This window comes from Algoriphagus yeomjeoni (assembly GCF_003259505.1).
GTDB classification, from domain to species: domain Bacteria; phylum Bacteroidota; class Bacteroidia; order Cytophagales; family Cyclobacteriaceae; genus Algoriphagus; species Algoriphagus yeomjeoni.
The window spans coordinates 78,148-97,879 of sequence record NZ_QLLK01000005.1 but is presented as its reverse complement, the minus strand read 5'-3'; the positions used below and the strand labels follow the sequence as shown (position 1 = coordinate 97,879).

The following is a 19,732-nucleotide window of genomic DNA, read 5'->3' as shown; positions in this document are numbered from 1 at the left end:
TTTCAGAAAGTCTCAGATCGGAAGATTTGGGACTTTTTGCTTTCTCAAAACCCAATAATCTACTTTTTCATCACGCATTTTTGATGATCTATCAATTTGACACCCTAGTTCTATCAAAAAAACTTATTTTACATTCTTAAATAAAAAATCACATGAAATCGAGCCTGCCTGAGGCAGACAGGCATGACTCAAGAGTCACACACTGGGATGATTATTTCCCATGCGAGATTCCATATGACCGCTAAAAAACAATTTTAAACAGATGAAAAAACTCTTTACATTTTTCTGGCTTTTTTGCTTGGTATTTCACCTGGCAAATGCTCAAGATGAAGCTCCAAAGCCCATTTCTTGGAAGGATATTCCCACTTGGAAATCCATGAACACAGGCACTTTCCAAATCTCTCCCGATGGCAAATGGGTTGCCTATGGGGTGACTGCTCTTGAAGCAGATGGAGAAGTGATCCTTCAGTATGTAAGCGACCCAGATTCCACTCAAACTTTTAAAATAGGATTTACCTCCTACCCATCCATTCAATTTAGTGAGGATAGCAAGTGGATAGCATTCAAAGAATATCCAACTTTCAAGGAAAAAGAAGCCAATAAAAAGTCAAAGGGAAAACCGCTTCATGACAAGGTTACACTAATGAAATTAGGATCAAGCGATAAGGAAGACAAAAAGACCTTCGAAAACGTGAGTAACTTTTCTTTCAATGGAGAAGCTTCCTCGCACCTGGCCATCAATCTGACCAAAGACGGAGGCGGAGATGCCAAAGGTTCCGATTTGTTGATTTATCACCTGAATACAAAGAAGGCTCAGAATTTCGGAAATGTTGCGGAATTCTCTTTCAACAAAAGCGGCAATTACCTAGCCTATACGGTCGATGCTGCCAATCAATCTGGAAATGGCATTTACTTATTGAACCTGAGTAGTAATAGTACCACCGTGCTGGACTCCGATAAAGCTTCTTACAAGTCTCTTAACTGGACTGAAAAAGGCGATGCATTTGCAGCTTTGAAAATGGTCAAAGACAAAAAGTATAAGCAAGACCAAGGCAAATTGGTTGGAGTGAAAAACCTTAACAGCCCTCAGGTGGCTGTTTATGATCCTGCGAAAGATTCCACTGGATTTTCTAAAGAATACACAATCAGCCCAAATCGTCGCCCGATGTGGTCAGAGGATTTGACCAGACTCTTTTACGGAATTCATCCATTGGTTTTAGCCAAAAAAGAAGAGGTAAAGAAAGAACTGGATAAGGATTCTGTGAAGATGGCAGAGGCGGAAGCGATGAAAAGAATCATGGCTGACACTTCGATGAATTCCATAGCTGACTTGAAAAAAGCACTTTCGAAGTTGGATTCAGGGAAAGTAAGTCCCAAAGACAACGATGCCGATAAGCCTGATATGACCATTTGGCATTGGAACGACAGCCGTCTTCAATCCCGTCAGCAAGTGCTGGAAAACCAGGATAAAAACTACAGTTTCTATGCGATGTACAATGTGGCCACCGGCAAGCATATTCAGCTTCAGGATAGCAGCATGCGCAGTCTAAGTATTTTGGATAAGGAGAAATATGCGGTAGGATCTGATAATCAATCTTATGAACTTCAAAGTAATCTTGACGGACAGAATTACCAGGATTTCTACATAGTAGATCTCATGACAGGTGAGAAAAAGACACTTTTCACCAACTTCTACTTACCGGGATATTCTTCCTACCCTCGTGGTTCTACCGACGGCACAAAGCTAATTTATGGCTACGATGGCAACTATTACAGCTACGACATAGCCTCAGGCGAGGAGACTAATCTGACTGCTGGCTTACCCGTTTCTTTCGTAAATGAAGATGACGATCACAACGTGAAAAAGCCTTTGGAGGGTTCTCTGGGTTGGAGCAGTGATAGCCAATATGTGTTATTGAATGACGGTTGGGACATCTGGCAAGTACCAGTGACGGCAAAGGGTGAAGCTGTGAATCTTACCCAAAATGGCAGAACAGAAAAGATCAGGTATCAATACAGATTCTCTTTGGATCCGGATGAAAAAGGCATCAATCTCAGCAAGCCTCTTTACATAAGAACCTACGGTGAATGGACTAAGAAAAGTGGGATTGCTGTAATTAATGCTTCCAAAAAAGGTTTGGAGCCAGGCGCAAAATCTCTGATTTGGGAAGATGCGAGTATTGGCTCCTTGAGAAAAGCAGAAAATGCGGATGTGTATTTCTTTAGTAAGGAAACATTCAATACACCAACTCAAATTTTGACAGCAGATGCATCTCTTTCATCGCCAACAAAAGTGACTGAAAACGCACCAAAAGCAGATAAATATGCTTGGTCTGCTGGCACTAGATTGGTTGATTATGTTTCAGATAAAGGAGACTCGCTTCAGGGAGCGCTTTTCCTTCCTGCCAATTATGTGGAAGGGGAGAAATATCCTACAGTAGTATATTACTATGAAAAGCTCTCCCAGACTCGTCACAACTGGACAAACCCTGGCTTTAGCGGAACTGGCTGGAACCCGAATGTTTACACAAGTAATGGCTTTGCCGTATTTATTCCAGATATCGTTTACACAATGGATGATCCTGGCATGTCGGCGGTTTGGTGCGTTATCCCTGGGGTAAAAGCTGCTATTGAGACTGGCGTGATTGATGAGGAAAATATCGGTATTCACGGTCACTCGTGGGGTGGATATCAAACCTCATTCCTGATCACTCAGACCGATATGTTCAAAGCAGCTGCTGCGGGCGCACCTTTGACTAATATGATTTCCATGTATGATTTGATCTACTGGAATTCAGGAGGAGGAAACATGTCTATCTTCGAAGCATCTCAGGGTAGATTTACCGGAGGACCTTGGGAAAACTGGGAAGCATACGAGCGAAACAGCCCAGTCTATCATGTGAAAAATGTAACCACTCCACTTTTGATGCTACATAATGACAAGGATGGTGCTGTGGACTTCACTCAGGGAATTGAATATTACTCAGCTTTGAGAAGATTGAAAAAACCAGTGATTTTGGTGCAATACAAAGGAGAAAATCACGGGCTAGGTAAACTGGAAAACAGAAAGGATTACTCGGTGCGAATGATGGAGTTCTTTGATCATCATCTCAAAGGAGAAAAAGCTCCTGAATGGATGTCTAAAGGAATTGATAAAATTGATCTAGATGAACATCTGGAAGAAAGAGCATTTTAATCTGAGAGGAGCTGTAAAAAGCTCCTTTTTTTCTGAAAGTCTTTTTTAACCACGGTGAGCACGGAGGGTTTCGCAGAGGACACAACTCATTTCGTTGAAGTCCTCGCCAGGCGAGCTTTGAACTATGGCAATGCAGTCTCCTGACTGCTTCAAAAAATTACTATCGACCAATCAATTCTTCCTCCTATCACCAAACGATTGTTCGATAGAGGGACATTTGTTTTCTTTGAAACTAATTCGCAAAAACGAATAGTAATACCTCATGCAAGAAACCACCGAAAAGAAGAGCCGTAATTCAGAACTAGATTTTGCGAAGCTACGCTCCATTTGCTATCAAGATACAGATCCCAACTATCATGAACATTTGGAGACCTACATGTATGAACAGGATTTTGACACAGTTTGGGATAGCTACATAAATATTTCACCTGAAAAAGCATGGAGCGGGAGAATGATACATTTTCATCACTTGTATTCCAGACAAACCGGAGAAGAGGTTTTCCCCGGACAGGTTTATACTGGCGGAATGGGTAAAGGACAAGTCCTCATTTTGAATTTACATGTATTCAATGGAGCCATAAAACTTCAAGTGGGTCATGAAGTAATGGAAATAGATAAAGCGAAAAAGCTGATTAGAATCTGCTATTTGGAGAACTCCAAATCTGAAGGCTCCCAGTTCATCCGATTCAAGTCACTACCAAATGGCAAAACACAAGTTTCGCATAAAACATTTTATAGAAGTGGCTCTTGGTTCCGGGACAAGGTCATTTATCCCTACTTCCACACCAAGGCTATCAATGAATTTCATGGAAACGTAAGGAATTGGATAATTTCAAAAATCTAAGAAAACAAACATACTTCTTGGGAGGGAGTATGAATATCAGGCTCCTTTTTTTGTGTCTGGCTTTCTGTTTGTAACTTTTAGAGAAACAAAATTCATTTATCAAACTTTTTAACCCATGATAGAGGACAGAGTAGAAACTTTTGATGCCATCATAATAGGTTCTGGCCAGGCAGGGAATCCCCTTGCTTTGGCGCTAGCCAAGGAAAAATGGAAAGTTGCAATAGTTGAGAAAGGCGCTTTAGGCGGAACATGTGTTAATACAGGATGCACACCAACGAAAGCTTATGTAGCAAGTGCAAGAGCTGCATGGGCAATTTCCAATGCTCATAATCTGGGAATCGAAGTGCCCAAATCGCCCAAAGTCAATTTAAAAGCGATCAAGAAACGAAAGGACAAACTTGTGACAGATTCTAGACTTGGAATAAGAAAGGCTCTGGCAGACTCACCTCAGGTCACGATGATAAGGGGGACAGCTTCATTCCTTGACAAGACCAGGGTAAAAGTCGGTTCGAGAGTATTGAAATCTTATAAAATCTTTCTCAATGTGGGTGCTCGAGCAAGAATTCCTGAGGGATTTGACGACGTGGATTACCTAACAAACACCTCCATTCTTCAACTTGACAAAGTCACTGATAACTTGATCGTGATTGGGGGTAGTTACATCGGGCTGGAATTCGCTCAGATCTTCCAACGACTAGGCGCTAAAGTGACTATTTTAGAAATGGGGAATTACTTGATTTCAAAAGAAGATCAACACACTTCCGAACTAGTCCGTGAAGTACTAGAAAAAGAGGGAATAAAAGTAATCTGCGGTGCCAAATGCATGAAGGGCAAGAATAAAAAATCTGGAGGCATAACGGTTACTTTCGAAAAAGACGGGAAAGAAAAAAAAGTCAGTGGTTCACACGTTCTCCTTGCAACAGGCAGAATCCCTAATACTGATTTGCTCAAACCGGAAAAGGCGGGATTGATAATTGATGACCACGGATATGTAGAAGTCAATTCCAAACTGGTAACCAACGTAGAAGGAATCTATGCTTTAGGAGACTGCAATGGCGAAGGCGCATTTACTCATACTTCCTACAATGACTTTGAAATTATGGCAGATCAGCTTTTAGGAGAAAAGAAGCGGACACTGGATGATAGAATTACCAATTATGCCTTATACATCGACCCACCACTCGGTAGAGCAGGGATGACGCTTTCGCAGGCAAAGGAGTCAGGAAAGAATTTATTATTTGCCCGTATGCCCATGAGTGATATTTCGAGGGCAAAAGAAAAAGGAGAAACTCAAGGGAAAATGGAGGTAATCGTAGATGCTGACAGCGAGCAAATATTGGGAGCCGCAGTTTTTGGCACTGGCGGCGATGAAATCATCGGTACGTTTTTGACTACCATGTATTCGAAGCTGAGCTACAAAACGCTCATGAACTCAGTTCAAACCCATCCTACCGTAACTGAACTCATCCCTACCCTACTTCAACAACTTAAAAAAGTTGATCATTAATCACATGAAAAAATCACATAAAGCATACGCTATTCTCAACTTGATCGTCCTGCTGGCAATCATCTTTTGGAATTATTGGGTGAATGCAAAAGGTCTCAATGGAAATACCGTTAGTTCGCTGAGTGCAGATTATGAAAACCTCTTCACTCCAGCCGGATATGCATTTTCCATCTGGGGATTGATCTTTTTGGCGTTGCTTGCACAGGCTGTTTTCTTTATCCGAAGTGCATTTGGTACTGAAAAAGACTCTGACTTCCTCTCGCAAATTGGTCCATATTTGATCATGGCCAATATAGGAAATGGACTTTGGATCTATATGTGGCTCCTGGAATACACAGGACTCAGCGTCATTGTGATGCTGGGAATTCTTACTTCACTACTCATTGTCATTCTGAATACAAACATGGAACGGTGGGACGCTCCCCGGTCTATTATTTTCTGGCTATGGTGGCCTATCGCTCTTTACAGCGGTTGGATTGCGGTGGCTACCATTGCGAATATTTCGGCATATCTAGCCAAAACCGGTTGGACAGGTGGAATCACCGAAATCACCTGGGCGATAATCATGATCATCGTAGCTGTAGTGGTAAATCTGTTTATGATCGCCACTAGAAACCTGAGAGAATTTGCTTGTGTAGGTATTTGGGCTTTAATAGCCATTGCCGTCAGACATTGGGAAAGCATTCCCGCTATCCAATGGACGGCACTAATCGGAGCCTTAATGCTGTTCGTCGCAGTCAGTATTCACGGCTACAATAACAGGAATACTGCACCATTTAATCTTAATCGAACCAACTAAAACCTAACATGAGAACTTTAAACAAATCAGAAAAATTTGCCTTGGCAATGCCAATACTGGCCGCAGCAGGCATTATGTTTCTTTCTCATAACACTCAAGCGCAAGATTTAGAGACAGTTCCTTACGTGGATCTTGAAAAATATGCAGGCGAATGGTACGAAATCGCTTCATTTCCACAATTTTTTCAGAAAGGATGCACCTGTACCAAAGCCACTTATACACCGAACGAGGATGGTACTATCCATGTAGAAAACAGTTGTAATCTTCCGGCAAAAGGAAAAACAAAAACCTCCACTGCCAAAGCTTTTGTAGAAGATGGATCAGGCAATGCAAAGCTTAAAGTTCAATTCTTCTGGCCGTTCAAGGGAAAATACTGGATCATCGATCTGGCCAAAGATTATTCCTATGCAGTAGTTGGTCATCCTAATAGAGATTACCTCTGGATTTTATCAAGAACTCAAGAAATGGATTCGGCGACTTATGATGGCATTTTGCAGAGAGTCAAAGAGAAAGGATTTGACCTCAGTAAACTTGAAAAAACTGTACAGTGTAATTAATTAAACATTTTGAAATCCCAGAAGTAAACTTTCTGAAGTTTTTGGTTTGATGAACCTTAAAGAAAATGACTTTCAGTGCTCACACAATCAAGGTTTGAATTCGTGTTTAATTATTCTAAAATAAAAAATTAGTAATTAGATATTTTTTAATATTTTGAGACTGTCAAAGCAGGCACTAACTCAACAGAACATGGAATTTTTAGATGGATTAGATCCACAACTCAAACTCTTCTGGTATATCGCGATACCGGTTTCTTTGATATTTGTGCTGCAGACGATTTTGACTTTTGTCGGATCTGGAGGTTCAGATGGCTTGGAAGCTGATTTTGATGGTGATTTTGACGGTGGAGAAGCGCCATTTCAGATGTTCTCTTTTCGTAACTTGATTAATTTCCTGCTTGGTTTTAGCTGGACAGGGATTTCATTTTACAAACTTATCCCAAATACCACACTTCTAATAGTAGTCAGTTTAGCCGTAGGCTTTGCCTTTGTATATTTCTTTTTTGTCATCATTAGGCAAATCCAAAAACTCGGAGAAGACAATACTTTTCGCCTGGAAAAAACGCTGAATAAAATAGCCGATGTCTACCTAGCTATCCCCGGCAGAATGCAGGGAAAAGGTAAAATCATGGTCAGTTTAAATGGCTCTGTGCGTGAAATTGATGCCATGACCGAACAAGACAAAATAGAAACCAACGCCACCGTAAGAATCAAGCGGGTAGAAAGTGGCAATATCCTTATCGTAGAAAAGCTTTAACTCAATTCATTCATGGATCCATTAATACTGATCGTCGTTGCGACCATTGTCGCCTTCGTGACCATTCTAGCACTTGTTTCAAGATACAAACGCTGCCCGTCAGACAAAATCCTAGTTGTATACGGTAAAACTGGAGGTACATCCGCACGCTGTATTCACGGAGGCGGAGCATTCATCTGGCCTGTTATTCAGGATTATGCATACCTTGATTTGAAGCCGATTTCCATCGAAGCTAATTTGACTAATGCACTTAGCCGTCAAAATATCCGCGTGGATGTTCCTTGTAGGTTTACAATTGCGATTTCAACGGATACAGATACGATGAATACCGCCGCTGAGCGTTTGTTAGGATTGGCCCATGAGCAAATTCAGGAGCTTTCTAAGGATATTCTTTTTGGCCAATTGCGTTTGGTGATCGCTACCATGACTATCGAGGAAATCAACTCTGATCGGGATAAATTTTTGGAAAGCATTTCTAAAAATGTAGACAGTGAGCTCAAGAAAATCGGTTTGAAGCTGATCAACGTCAACGTGACGGATATCAAAGACGAGTCTGGATACATTGAAGCCCTAGGTAAAGAAGCTGCTGCAAAAGCAATCAACGAGGCAAAGATCTCAGTTGCTGAGCAAGAAAAAATAGGTGAAACGGGAAAGGCGCTCGCGGATCGTGAAAAGGATGTTCAGATTGCAGACACCCAACGTGATCGTGATGTGAAAATAGCTATTACCAATAAAAACCGAGAAGTTAGCATCGCGGAAGCAGCCAAGGACGAGAGTATCGGTAAAGCTGAGGCTCAGCGGGATACCAGAGTAAAAACTTCCGAAGCAAACGCCGTCGCAATCAAAGGAGAAAACGAAGCTAAAATCTCCATTGCTCAGTCTGATGCTCAGCGACGAGAAAAAGAAGCAGAAGCGTTAAGAATTGCCTTGGCATCAGAAAAAGTGCAAAGTGCCCGAGCACTCGAAGAAGCCTATCTCGCGGAGCAAAAAGCTGAAACTGCTAGAGCCGACAGAGAAAGATCCACTCAGAATGCTAACATTGTCGTACCGGCAGAAATCGCTAAACAACGAGCAATCATAGATGCCCAAGCCGAGGCAGAGCGAATCAGAGAACAGGCCAAGGGCGAGGCTGACGCTATCTTCGCCAAGATGGACGCAGAAGCAAGAGGCCTTTACGAAATATTGACCAAACAAGCGGAAGGTTACCGTGAAGTGGTAAGTGCAGCAGGTGGAGATCCTACCAAAGCCTTCCAGCTTCTTTTGATTGAGAAATTACCTGAATTAGTAAAAACTCAAGTGGAAGCAGTCAAAAATATCAAGATTGATAAGATCACCGTTTGGGATTCCGGCCAAGGTGAAAACGGAAATGGATCCACAGCTAATTTTGTATCAGGAATGATGAAAACTGTACCTCCATTAAATGAACTCTTTAACATGGCAGGACTGAATCTCCCAACCTATTTGAAAGGTGATGACCTAATAGAACCTCAAAAAAAGAAGGAGGAGCACAAGCCTGAAGAAGAATAACTTTACCCTAAAGCCTGGTCCATTCCAGGCTTTTTTATTGTCAAAATTTATTGAATTGAGCATAGATTTTGCGTTGATTTGCCAAATCATCCTAAAATTACCTCTTCATCAAATGAAAAAACAGTTACTTACCCTGATTCTTCTAGGGCTAGCAAATATTGTAATTGGGCAAAGTGAGTTCAATCGCTGGTCTCTAGAAGCAAATGCTGGCTTCAATAAACCTATGGGACCAATTACTCCCGGGTATCTATCTCCAACATTAAATTTAGGTCATCTGGATTTGGGTGTACGCTACATGCTCAATGAAAAATTCGGTTTAAAAGCTGATGGTGGTTTTGGGTCCTTCTCCGAGTTTAAAGATGAGAGTCCTGAATTTAGCACAAAGTATGTAAACGTTAGTTTTCAAGGCGTTTTTAATTTATCTCGGATAATGAACTGGGAATCATTTACCAGAAAGTTCGGAGCCTTAATGACTTTTGGTCCAGGTGTAGGGTATCTCAAACACGAGGCCCGACCAGAGGATATAATAGACTTTAATCCTGACCAAGTCTATTCTATTAATTCGAGTATTGCTTTACTTTATAAAATATCAAACAGAATCTCTTTAGCTGGTAATACCGCGGTAATTATCAATGGTCGTCAAAGATATACTTTTGATGGAAATGAATTCAATTCACCTGGCAGACCGGACTTGCCAGAAGTGCCTAATGGACATGCCACAGGAACTTGGTGGACGGCTACCCTAGGACTTAATTTCTACCTTGGAAAAAATGAAGAGCATGCAGATTGGTATATCGCTGCTGATAAATATGCAACAAAAGCAGAGCTTGCTTCTGAAATCAATGGTATCAAAGACATGTTGAAAGACTCGGATGGCGATGGCATTCCTGATTACTTGGACAAAGAGCCAAATACACCCGCTGGAGCAAGAGTGAACACTTCAGGAGTAACGATGGACTCTGATAGTGATGGAACTCCTGATCATCTAGATAAATGCCCTTTCATTCCTGGCCCATCTTCTACAAATGGATGTCCAGTAGAAGAGATAAAAGAACAAGTTGATTTTTTCAAAAAAGCGATTAATGACGGCTATGTGAATGTCTACTATGCTTTTGATAGCGCTAAACCTCTCGATTACTCAACTAGCTCCGCCAGCTATGTGTCAAACTTCTTAAAAAAGAATCCTGGCTTAAGTGTTGAAATCAAAGGATATGCTGACGAACTAGGCCCTGAAGATTACAACATGAAACTCTCTGAGAAAAGAGCTAAGTCTGTATACGATGTCTTAATTGCCAGTGGAATTGACGCTTCAAGACTTTCATTCAAAGGTTATGGTGAGGACACCAGCGTAGACAAATCATCTACCGATGCTAGGCAAATGGCTAGAAGAGCTAGCTTTGAAGTGAAATAACTATTATTTCAAACTTTACAAAAACCCGGTTCCCAAAGAGCCGGGTTTTTATTTTATCTTCGCAGCATGTTTGTTTTATCTGACACTCCTTCCTTGGCAAATCATTTCTTGAGCGAAATGAGAGATGTACTCACACAGGACGATAGAATGAGATTTCGGAAAAACTTAGAGCGAATGGGTGAAATTTTAGCCTATGAAATTTCAAAGTCTTTCGAATATTCCAAAAAGAGCATACAAACTCCACTCACTTCAACTTCGGTGTTCACAGCTACAGATAATCCAGTTATTATCTCAGTAATGAGAGCTTCGTTACCATTTTATAATGGCTTCTTAAATTATTTCGATAAAGCGGAAAGTGGGTTTATTGGGGCATTCAGAGATGAAAGTACAGCAGGAGAAGTCAAGGTCCAACTAGGCTATCACGCGAGCCCAAGTTTAGAAGGAAAGATCGTAATCCTAGCCGATCCTATGCTTGCCACGGGCAAATCAATAGTAGAATCTATCACTACCCTACTTACCCATGGCAAACCCAAACATATTCATATAGCCTCAGTCATTGCTGCTCCCGAAGGCATCGATTACATCAAAGAAAATATTTCTTGCTCTTTTTCACTTTGGGTAGGTGCAATTGACGAAAAATTAAACCACCAATCCTACATCGTTCCTGGGCTAGGAGATGCAGGAGATCTTGCTTTTGGTCCAAAACTTTAATCACTCCATGCTCCCATACTTTCTATTATTTCTTGGCTTGGCTATTTTGTTATATGGTGGAAAAATACTCGTAGACGGTGCCTCCGCAATGGCTGTAAAGCTAGGCATGAGCGCAGGCTTGATCGGAATGACAGTAGTTGCATTTGGCACATCAGCGCCAGAGTTATTAGTAAGCGTCAATGCTGCTTTGAAAGGCAATAGTGATATTTCTATAGGGAACGTTATTGGTTCTAATATTGCCAATATTGCCCTAGTACTCGGAATAAGTGGTATTTTCTATCCCATTTTGATCAAAAAAAGCCATATCCGCTTTGACTATTTGGTGACCTTATTAGTTTCAATTCTCTTCTATGGCTTAAGTTACAATGGACTTATAGGAATTTGGGAAGGCATCTTGTTGTTCGGGTTATTTATTGGATTTAATATCTTCCTTTTCAAAAGCCCTACATCAGAGTTGGTGGATAATACGGAAGTAGAAGAGGAAATAGAACAGGTGAAAAATTACTCTTGGTTTGCCTCCATTGCATTATTTCTTGGAGGCGTTTTAGGATTATATTTTGGGTCAGAACTATTGGTGACAAATGCCGTAAAAATCTCCAGAGAATTCGGGGTTTCCGAACGAATAATTGGAGTTACTATCATCGCTATTGGAACTAGTCTTCCTGAGCTAATCACCTCAATTATAGCCGCTTTATCCAAAAGAACGGATTTAGCATTAGGGAATATTTTAGGTAGCAATATCATGAATATTCTATCCATAATCGGCCTTACGGCGATCATTAAGCCGATCGGAGTATCACAAGAATTTATCGATTCAGATTTCCTTTGGATGCTTGGGATTACGCTGTTCTTATTCGTGCTCATGCGTACGAAGATGAGAGTTTCAAAAGTTGAAGGCTCGCTACTATTGCTTAGCTATGCTGCCTACTTGTTCTTCCTTCTATGATCGAGAATATTCTAACCCTTCTCGGAATTTACTTTCTAGCTTGGTTTAAATTTCTAGCTGGACCTGTTTTAGGCTCTGCCGCAGGCTATTCTACAATTGAGAATATCTTGATCACTATTGCAGGAATGATGACAAGTGTAATGATTTTTACACTTCTGGGATCAAAGATAAAGGCTCTTTTCGAAGGTAATTTCCAGAAAAAACCAAAGTTGATCTTCTCCACAAAAAATAGACGAATAGTTCATCTTTGGAGAAAATACGGTGAAATAGGAATTGCATTCTTTACCCCTCTTTTATTTACACCTGTCGGAGGGACACTGATCATGGTTTCCTTTGGAGTCAAAAAAAGACACATTTACATGCATATGCTCTGGAGTGCATGTTTATGGGCAATAATCATTTGCCTAACTATAGATAAAATTTTAGCGGTTCCTTTTGTCCAAAGCTTATTGCTCTAATTCATCATCAGGTAATATTTCTATATCTTTTATCAGAACCCGCTCAGAAATAGCCTGTCCAGTCAAAGTAGCTGCCAATCCTCCAAGAGCCGTTTCCTTGTAGCGACTTTCCATTGAAGCTCCAACTTCACCCATTGCTTCCACACATTCATCTACAGGGATGACAGCACTTACATTTGCTAAAGCAATCTGAGCAGAACTGAAAGCAATGGCTGCTGCACTTGCATTTCTAACCACACAGGGTACTTCTACTAAGCCTGCCACTGGATCACATATCAATCCCAACATGCATTGAATAGTCACTGCCACAGCATTGAAAATCTGATCAGTATTTCCTCCCAAGCAATAAACGATTGCTCCAGATGCCATAGCTGCAGCTGAGCCTGTTTCGGCTTGACATCCTCCCACAGCACCTGCCAAACTCGCTTTTTCCTCTATAATCAGTGCAATTCCTGCTCCTACCAATAGTCCCTCAACAATCTGCTCATCAGTCAAATCATGGATTTCCTGTAGCGTAACCAAAGTTCCTGGCAATATCCCACTCGCCCCTGCCGTAGGTGCTGCAACTACCCTTCCCATACAAGAATTAACTTCCTTGGCAGCTAATGCTCTAGAAATTAGCTTTTGAAACTCCGGAGAAAGCACTGAAAGTGGATGATTATATACTTTCTTCGCACCATTGTTGATCATTCCAGAACGGGATGTCATTTCCTCCTCCAAACCAGTTTTCACAGCATCTTTCATTACTCCATACGCCTGCAAAAGACCTGCTTTTATCTGATCTTGTGTGCCATTTTTCTGATCTACTTCATATTCAATTACCGACTCAGGTAGCGATATGTTTTTCTCTTCACAATAGCTTTTCCAGCCCTTAAAGGATTCAAATAAATAACTCATGTTGGGTGGGTTTATATTCTATAGTTTACTTATTGATAATAACAGCAATCTAAACTTCTTTGTAATACTAGCTAGAAGACCGATGTGGCTCTCCAATTAAAGTCTAACAAATCATAGATTGCTGTTGTCGTATACTTAGATTACTCAGAAATCAAACTTCAGCGTCTGCTTAATCTCTGGATCTAAGCTCAAAGCAACTGGACAAGTCTTGGCTGCATTTTTCAATTTTTGGATCATTGCAGCATCATTAATTGGATTTTCCCAGTGAAAATCAACAAGGATTTCACTTATTTTTCGAGGATTAGACTGCATTATTTTAGTCACTTCCCAAGTTAAGCCATCTAAAGATACAGAATCTCTAGTTGCGACAATGCCCATAATCGTCACCATACAACTTCCTAAAGCACTAGCAACCAAATCAGTAGGAGAAAACTTCTCGCCTTTTCCATTATTATCAACAGGAGCATCGGTAAGTAATTGGGTACCTGACTGCAGGTGCTCAGACTCTGTTCTCAAATTCCCTAAATATGAACTTTTTATAGTGGGCATAAACTCTTATTTTTAAAATCAGTTAAAATACTAACACCCAAAAATAGGGCTATATTTTCGACCAACCCGAATGAACAAACTGAAATTCATTTTACCGCTGTTATTACTCACCTTTTCCATTGATTCTTTTGCCCAAAGAGAAGACATAGGCAATTACGAATATGATAAGGAATACATGTTTGGCTTAAACAAGAACACGAATGGAGGATTAATCGGTGGTATAGTCTTCAAAGTAGGTACACGATTGGACGATACACAGTTTAGCTTTTGGGCTGTGGAACTTTCCAATGTGAAGAACCCAAAGGAAATCAGATACAATACCGTTCTGGGCAACAGCTATATTTTCGGTAAGTCTAACTACCTCTATTCGATCAGACCACAATATGGTCGTGAAATAATCCTCTTCAAAAAAGCACCAAATCAAGGTGTACAAGTTTCAGCGCTTGCGGCTGTTGGGCCAACATTCGGGCTCATTGCTCCTTATTACATAGAATATGCACTGAACAGAGTAGAAACTGTACGCGAGCAATACGATCCAGAAATTCACCAAAGTCGATTCAATATTTTAGGCACAGGTCGTCTTTTCGAAGGAATAGGGCAATCAGAGTTTGCTATTGGCGCCAATCTTAAGGCTGCATTATCCTTTGAATTTGGAGTTTTTCGCTCAAATGCAACAGGATTGGAACTTGGTTATATGCTCGAGGGTTTTACCAAAGAAATTCCTCTGATCCCAACTACAGAAAATCGTCAGCTATTCCAATCAGTTTACTTCACGTTTTTCTACGGGTTCAGACAGTAAGTCAACTTGGGTTTTGCCCTTGCCTGACTTACCTTTGCATCAAATCAGAAATCAATGATCGAATTACCTGTAATTTCCGAAGAAGCTACCCGAAGAAAAAAGCCAGATTGGCTTAGAGTAAAACTTCCCGTAGGAAAAGAATACGCCAAAGTCCGCAAACTGGTAGATGAGCACAAGCTTCATACGATTTGCGAAAGCGGCAATTGCCCAAACATGGGCGAATGCTGGGGAGCCGGTACTGCAACCTTTATGATTTTAGGGAATGTCTGTACACGTTCGTGTTCCTTTTGCGCTGTAGCTACTGGCAGACCGCCAGAGTATGACACCGACGAGCCAAGAAGAGTAGCTGAAGCAATCAAACTCATGGGTGTAAAGCATGCTGTATTGACTTCTGTTAACCGTGACGAGTTGAAAGACAAAGGGGCTGAAATCTGGTATCAAACAGTAATTCAAACTAAAGAGCTTTCTCCTGAAACCACCATAGAAACTCTTATCCCAGATGTCAAATCAAATTGGGATGCACTATACCGAATGATCAGCGCAGGGCAGGAAGTTGTTTCACATAATATGGAAACTGTGGAAAGTCTTTACCGAAGAGTTCGCCCTCAGGCAAAATATGCCCGTTCACTTGAACAAACCAAGTTGACAAAAGAATATGGCAAGAGGACCAAAACTGGTATTATGCTAGGATTGGGAGAGAAAAAAGAAGAGGTGTTCAAAGCAATGGATGATCTGGCAGAACATGGCTGTGATATCCTAACACTGGGGCAATACCTACAGCCTACCAAAATGCACATCGAAGTGGCTGAATTTATCCACCCGGACCTTTTCGCCGAGTATAGAGAAGAAGGATTGGCTAGGGGATTGAAATATGTAGAGTCAGGACCATTGGTAAGATCCTCTTACCATGCCGAAAGACATGTGAATGTGTAGATATTACGCTAATTGATGCAGTACCCTAACTTTCTCTGCTTTACCCGACAGAAGACCGAAGACGGGTGACCGAAGTAGCGAATTCGCTAGTGTCAACCAATTCCTTGGTTCTTTTTTCACTTTGCAAAAAGAAACATCCATAAACTTAATAGGCAATTTTTATAAGCGCATTTGGGGTGTGCTTTTTTTATGCCTAATTTTTTAATATTTTGAGAGAGATTATCTCACACTAAACTTTTAACCAAATGGTAAAAATTGAAAAAATTGGAGTTTCCTCCGCAGCCAAAATCTATGGTTTGACACTGGGTGTCCTTGGCTTTGTAATCGGCATATTCTATGCGATTTTCCTATCTGCGTTTTCTGGCTTGTTAGGTGATTCTTTTCCTATTGCCGGAGCAGGTGGCATAGGATTAATCATGGTAATTGTTTTTCCCATCATGTATGGAATAATAGGTTTTGTAGTCGGAGCATTGGGAGCAGTGATTTACAATTTTGTAGCATCAAAAATCGGAGGCTTGGAAATCCAACTTTCGAAAGATGATAAAATTCCGATGATGTAAACAATCAGTAGTGAATAAGCATAAATAACCTACCAGTCATTGTCCCGCTAGGACAAAATATCACATTCGTTAATTGAAATATAAAATTGAATACAAACAATTGCGCACTCCGCATGACCTCGGGGATCTCTGCAGTTAAAATGAAAAGGGCTACCAAATGGCAGCCCTTTCTTTATTTATCTGCAAAGCCAATTAGGCCTCTTCACTAGCATAAGCTTCCACTGGAATACAGCTGCAGATCAAGTTTCTGTCGCCGAAAGCAGAATCAATTCTACGTACAGTAGGCCAGAATTTATTCCCTTTTACATACTCAAGTGGATACACCGCTTTTTCTCTGGAATAAGGCAAGTTCCAATCATCAGTAAGAACCATAGTCGCAGTGTGCGGTGCATTTTTCAATACGTTCTCTACTTTATCAGCTTTTCCATCTTCGATCTCCTGGATCTCAGCACGGATAGATAGCAAGGCATCGCAGAATTTATCCAATTCAGCTTTAGTTTCAGACTCAGTTGGCTCAATCATCAACGTACCTGCAACCGGGAAAGAAACAGTAGGTGCATGGTAGCCATAGTCCATCAATCGCTTTGCGATATCTTCAACCTCAACTCCAACTTCTTTGAAAGCTCTGCAATCCACGATCATCTCATGCGCGGCTCTTCCTTGAGTTCCCGTATATAAAATCGGGAAGTGATCTTTTAATCTTTCTTTGATGTAGTTCGCGTTCAAGATCGCCATGGTCGTAGCATTCTTCAAGCCATCTCCACCCATCATTGCGATGTATGCGTAAGAAATTGGCAAAATGCTCGCACTACCATATGGTGCTGCTGAGATAGAAGATACAGCCTGCTCTCCGCCAGCTTTCACGACAGGATTTCCTGGAAGGAATGGTGCCAAATGACTTGCTACGCAAATTGGCCCCATGCCTGGTCCACCACCACCGTGAGGAATACAGAATGTTTTATGCAGATTCAGGTGACAAACGTCAGCTCCAATTCTTCCTGGGCTAGTCAAACCTACCTGCGCATTCATATTTGCTCCATCCATGTAAACCTGTCCACCATTTTCGTGGATGATCTGACAGATTTCCTGAATTGCTATTTCGAATACTCCGTGTGTAGAAGGATAAGTAACCAAAAGTGAGGAAAGATCATTAGAATGAGCTGTTGCTTTTTCTCTGAGGTCCTCTATATCAATATTTCCCTTTTCGTCACATTTCACCAACACCACTTTCATTCCAGCCATGACAGCCGAAGCAGGGTTGGTACCGTGAGCGGAAGTTGGGATCAAAGCTATATTTCTATGATGATCACCTCTACTTTGGTGATACGCACGAATTACCATAAGTCCAGCAAACTCACCTTGCGCACCAGAATTTGGCTGTAGAGAAGTATCTGCAAAACCAGTGATTTCGTTCAGCCAATGTCTCAAGTTTGCAAAAAGCTCTTGGTATCCGGCAGTCTGGTCAGTTGGTGCAAATGGATGCATTTGTCCAAACTCAGGCCAAGTCACTGGGATCATTTCCGCAGTTGCGTTCAGCTTCATGGTACAAGATCCCAACGAAATCATGGAATGAACCAAAGACAAATCTTTGTTCTCCAAACGCTTGATGTAACGGAGCATCTCATGCTCACTTTGAAAGTTGTTAAATACTGGATGAGTCAAGTATTCAGAAGTCCTTACCAATCCTTCTGGAAGTTCCAATTCAATCCCAGAAGCCAAAGCAGATAGATCAGGAGCTTCTACTCCTTTTGCTTTTGCAAACACTTCCACAACAGAAGCAACATCTTCCAAAGTCTTAGCTTCATCAAACGTCAAGAAAACTGTATCGAAGTCATAACGGAAGTTCATTTCTGAAGAAAGTGCCAAAGACTGTATCGCATTTAGCGATTTGGTTTCAATAGTTACTTTAATGGTATCAAAGAAATTCTTGGATGGCACTTCGTAACCCAATTGCTCAAGAGCCTTTACCGTTAGTTTAGCAAGTCCATGTGTTCTTAATGCTATATTCTTCAGACCTTTTGGTCCGTGATAGACTGCATAGAAACTAGCCATTACAGCTAAAAGAACCTGTGCCGTACAAATATTTGAAGTTGCTTTTTCTCTTTTGATATGTTGCTCACGGGTCTGTAAAGCCATTCTGTAAGCTTTGTTGCCTTCGCGATCCTGAGAAACACCAATGATTCTTCCCGGAATCTGACGCTTATAAGCCTCCTTGGTAGCAAAGAATGCAGCGTGAGGTCCACCATAGCCCATTGGTACTCCAAAACGCTGGGAAGATCCAACCACTACGTCAGCACCCATTTCTCCAGGAGCGGTTAACAGAGTTAAAGCTAAAAGATCAGCAGCAAACGCTGTAGTTACATTGTTTTCTTTGGCAGCGGCCACAATCGCAGAGTAATCACGCGCTTCTCCATCAGCATCTGGGTATTGAAACAATACTCCAAAAAGATTCTCATCAGTCAGGTCCAAAGAATCAATGGAACCATAAACCAACTCTATTCCTACTGGCTCAGCTCTTGTCTCAAGGACTGCTTTGGTCTGAGGAAATACTTTCTCGTCTACAAAGAATTTTGTCGCGTTCTTTTTTTCTCGTGGCTTTGCAGCAAAAAGCATATTCATCGCCTCAGCAGCTGCTGTTCCTTCGTCAAGCAGCGAAGCATTTGCAAGCTCCATTCCTGTCAATTCCATCACTACGGTCTGAAAATTGATCAAAGCTTCCAATCTGCCTTGTGCTATTTCTGCCTGATAGGGAGTGTAGGCAGTATACCATCCTGGATTTTCAAGGACGTTTCTCAAAATCACTCCAGGTACTAAAGTATCGTAGTATCCCAATCCTATAAATGACTTGAATACCTTATTTTTGGAAGCCAGTTTTTTGAAATCCTTCAAAAACTCAGATTCCAACTTTGCTGCCGGAAGATCCAACGGACGCTCCAGTTGGATAGATTTTGGTACGGTTTGGTTGATTAATTCCTCTAAAGTTGAAGCTCCGATTTTCTCCAGCATCGCTGAGATCTCTGCATCTGTCGGGCCATTGTGTCTGCTCTCAAATTTGACAGCATTAGAAAGATTGATCTTCATATAAGAACGTTAAGACGATGAACTATTTGGGTTTGAAATCTGCTGATTTTTCAAGGTGCAAAGGTACAATTTATTGAAAGATAATGCTTTCATGAACCCCATTATTTCCTTTTTGTTCGATCAAAATTTATAAACGGTTTATTGAAGGGTAGAAAATTTCTCTAGTTTAGCGCCTGAAATGCAAATAGATTGAAATCAGA

At 41.1% G+C, this 19,732-nt stretch carries 17 protein-coding genes; 14 read left to right on the top strand and 3 right to left on the bottom strand.

Features of this window, described 5'->3' with window-relative positions; translation table 11 throughout:
* The first annotated feature begins 262 nt into the window (after positions 1-262).
* From LV83_RS09675 to LV83_RS09625, 11 genes are all read left to right on the top strand, one after another.
* Positions 263-3,196 carry a S9 family peptidase gene (locus LV83_RS09675; protein WP_111611350.1) on the top strand — a complete coding sequence of 978 codons (2,934 nt, stop codon included), beginning with the start codon at positions 263-265 and terminating at the stop codon, positions 3,194-3,196.
* A 262-nt stretch (positions 3,197-3,458) separates the two neighbouring features.
* Positions 3,459-4,040, top strand: a complete 582-nt coding sequence (locus tag LV83_RS09670) for a hypothetical protein (RefSeq protein ID WP_111611349.1) — start codon at positions 3,459-3,461, stop codon at positions 4,038-4,040.
* A gap of 115 nt (positions 4,041-4,155) precedes the next feature.
* Positions 4,156-5,547, top strand: coding sequence for a mercuric reductase (locus tag LV83_RS09665; protein WP_111611348.1), 1,392 nt, complete (start codon positions 4,156-4,158; stop codon positions 5,545-5,547).
* Between the two features lie 4 nt (positions 5,548-5,551).
* The gene (locus LV83_RS09660; RefSeq protein WP_111611347.1) at positions 5,552-6,346 is read left to right on the top strand and encodes a tryptophan-rich sensory protein; all 795 of its coding nucleotides are present in this window, start codon (positions 5,552-5,554) and stop codon (positions 6,344-6,346) included.
* Between the two features lie 8 nt (positions 6,347-6,354).
* Positions 6,355-6,903, top strand: a complete 549-nt coding sequence (locus tag LV83_RS09655) for a lipocalin family protein (protein ID WP_211320475.1) — start codon at positions 6,355-6,357, stop codon at positions 6,901-6,903.
* A 190-nt stretch (positions 6,904-7,093) separates the two neighbouring features.
* The gene (locus tag LV83_RS09650) at positions 7,094-7,660 is read left to right on the top strand and encodes an NfeD family protein (protein ID WP_111611346.1); all 567 of its coding nucleotides are present in this window, start codon (positions 7,094-7,096) and stop codon (positions 7,658-7,660) included.
* A gap of 12 nt (positions 7,661-7,672) precedes the next feature.
* A complete protein-coding gene (locus LV83_RS09645) occupies positions 7,673-9,187 on the top strand; it encodes a flotillin family protein (protein ID WP_111611345.1) in 1,515 nt (504 codons plus the stop codon).
* A gap of 112 nt (positions 9,188-9,299) precedes the next feature.
* Positions 9,300-10,598, top strand: a complete 1,299-nt coding sequence (locus tag LV83_RS09640) for an OmpA family protein (RefSeq protein WP_111611344.1) — start codon at positions 9,300-9,302, stop codon at positions 10,596-10,598.
* A 66-nt stretch (positions 10,599-10,664) separates the two neighbouring features.
* Entirely contained in the window at positions 10,665-11,309 is a 645-nt protein-coding gene (upp, locus tag LV83_RS09635; protein WP_111611343.1) for a uracil phosphoribosyltransferase, read from the top strand.
* Between the two features lie 7 nt (positions 11,310-11,316).
* Entirely contained in the window at positions 11,317-12,255 is a 939-nt protein-coding gene (locus tag LV83_RS09630) for a calcium/sodium antiporter (protein ID WP_111611342.1), read from the top strand.
* Positions 12,252-12,713, top strand: coding sequence for a hypothetical protein (locus tag LV83_RS09625; RefSeq protein WP_111611341.1), 462 nt, complete (start codon positions 12,252-12,254; stop codon positions 12,711-12,713). Before LV83_RS09630 ends, LV83_RS09625 begins: the two co-directional genes overlap by 4 nt.
* Here the strand turns inward: LV83_RS09625 and sdaAA are convergent.
* Both sdaAA and LV83_RS09615 read right to left on the bottom strand, forming a co-directional pair.
* Positions 12,702-13,610, bottom strand: a complete 909-nt coding sequence (gene sdaAA / locus LV83_RS09620; protein ID WP_111611340.1) for an L-serine ammonia-lyase, iron-sulfur-dependent, subunit alpha — start codon at positions 13,608-13,610, stop codon at positions 12,702-12,704. The two genes, LV83_RS09625 and sdaAA, sit on opposite strands and share 12 nt — an antisense overlap.
* Before the next feature lie 144 nt (positions 13,611-13,754).
* Complete coding sequence (locus LV83_RS09615; RefSeq protein ID WP_111611339.1) at positions 13,755-14,159, bottom strand: OsmC family protein; 405 nt, start codon at positions 14,157-14,159, stop codon at positions 13,755-13,757.
* Positions 14,160-14,229: 70 nt separating this feature from the next.
* On the opposite strand from LV83_RS09615, the gene LV83_RS09610 reads away from it, so the two are divergent.
* The 3 genes from LV83_RS09610 (at position 14,230) to LV83_RS09600 (ending at position 16,451) form a co-directional block, all read left to right on the top strand.
* Positions 14,230-14,958: a hypothetical protein gene (locus LV83_RS09610; protein ID WP_111611338.1), complete on the top strand. Its 729-nt coding sequence runs from the start codon at positions 14,230-14,232 to the stop codon at positions 14,956-14,958.
* Positions 14,959-15,012: 54 nt separating this feature from the next.
* Entirely contained in the window at positions 15,013-15,891 is an 879-nt protein-coding gene (gene lipA, locus LV83_RS09605; protein WP_111611337.1) for a lipoyl synthase, read from the top strand.
* 245 nt (positions 15,892-16,136) lie between these two features.
* Positions 16,137-16,451: a hypothetical protein gene (locus LV83_RS09600; RefSeq protein WP_111611336.1), complete on the top strand. Its 315-nt coding sequence runs from the start codon at positions 16,137-16,139 to the stop codon at positions 16,449-16,451.
* 192 nt (positions 16,452-16,643) lie between these two features.
* Here LV83_RS09600 and gcvP read toward each other — a convergent pair whose 3' ends face one another.
* Positions 16,644-19,532, bottom strand: a complete 2,889-nt coding sequence (gcvP, locus tag LV83_RS09595; protein WP_111611335.1) for an aminomethyl-transferring glycine dehydrogenase — start codon at positions 19,530-19,532, stop codon at positions 16,644-16,646.
* Between the last annotated feature and the right edge of the window lie 200 nt (positions 19,533-19,732).

Coding starts and splice junctions, on each gene's coding strand:
- LV83_RS09665 (WP_111611348.1), top strand. CDS start 4,156: ATGATAGAGGACAGAGTAGAAACTTTTGATGCCATCATAATAGGTTCT.
- LV83_RS09660 (WP_111611347.1), top strand. CDS start 5,552: ATGAAAAAATCACATAAAGCATACGCTATTCTCAACTTGATCGTCCTG.
- LV83_RS09650 (WP_111611346.1), top strand. CDS start 7,094: ATGGAATTTTTAGATGGATTAGATCCACAACTCAAACTCTTCTGGTAT.
- LV83_RS09600 (WP_111611336.1), top strand. CDS start 16,137: ATGGTAAAAATTGAAAAAATTGGAGTTTCCTCCGCAGCCAAAATCTAT.
- gcvP (WP_111611335.1), bottom strand. CDS start 19,532: ATGAAGATCAATCTTTCTAATGCTGTCAAATTTGAGAGCAGACACAAT.
- sdaAA (WP_111611340.1), bottom strand. CDS start 13,610: ATGAGTTATTTATTTGAATCCTTTAAGGGCTGGAAAAGCTATTGTGAA.
- LV83_RS09615 (WP_111611339.1), bottom strand. CDS start 14,159: ATGCCCACTATAAAAAGTTCATATTTAGGGAATTTGAGAACAGAGTCT.
- LV83_RS09610 (WP_111611338.1), top strand. CDS start 14,230: ATGAACAAACTGAAATTCATTTTACCGCTGTTATTACTCACCTTTTCC.
- LV83_RS09655 (WP_211320475.1), top strand. CDS start 6,355: ATGAGAACTTTAAACAAATCAGAAAAATTTGCCTTGGCAATGCCAATA.
- LV83_RS09675 (WP_111611350.1), top strand. CDS start 263: ATGAAAAAACTCTTTACATTTTTCTGGCTTTTTTGCTTGGTATTTCAC.
- LV83_RS09630 (WP_111611342.1), top strand. CDS start 11,317: ATGCTCCCATACTTTCTATTATTTCTTGGCTTGGCTATTTTGTTATAT.
- upp (WP_111611343.1), top strand. CDS start 10,665: ATGTTTGTTTTATCTGACACTCCTTCCTTGGCAAATCATTTCTTGAGC.
- LV83_RS09645 (WP_111611345.1), top strand. CDS start 7,673: ATGGATCCATTAATACTGATCGTCGTTGCGACCATTGTCGCCTTCGTG.
- LV83_RS09670 (WP_111611349.1), top strand. CDS start 3,459: ATGCAAGAAACCACCGAAAAGAAGAGCCGTAATTCAGAACTAGATTTT.
- LV83_RS09625 (WP_111611341.1), top strand. CDS start 12,252: ATGATCGAGAATATTCTAACCCTTCTCGGAATTTACTTTCTAGCTTGG.
- LV83_RS09640 (WP_111611344.1), top strand. CDS start 9,300: ATGAAAAAACAGTTACTTACCCTGATTCTTCTAGGGCTAGCAAATATT.
- lipA (WP_111611337.1), top strand. CDS start 15,013: ATGATCGAATTACCTGTAATTTCCGAAGAAGCTACCCGAAGAAAAAAG.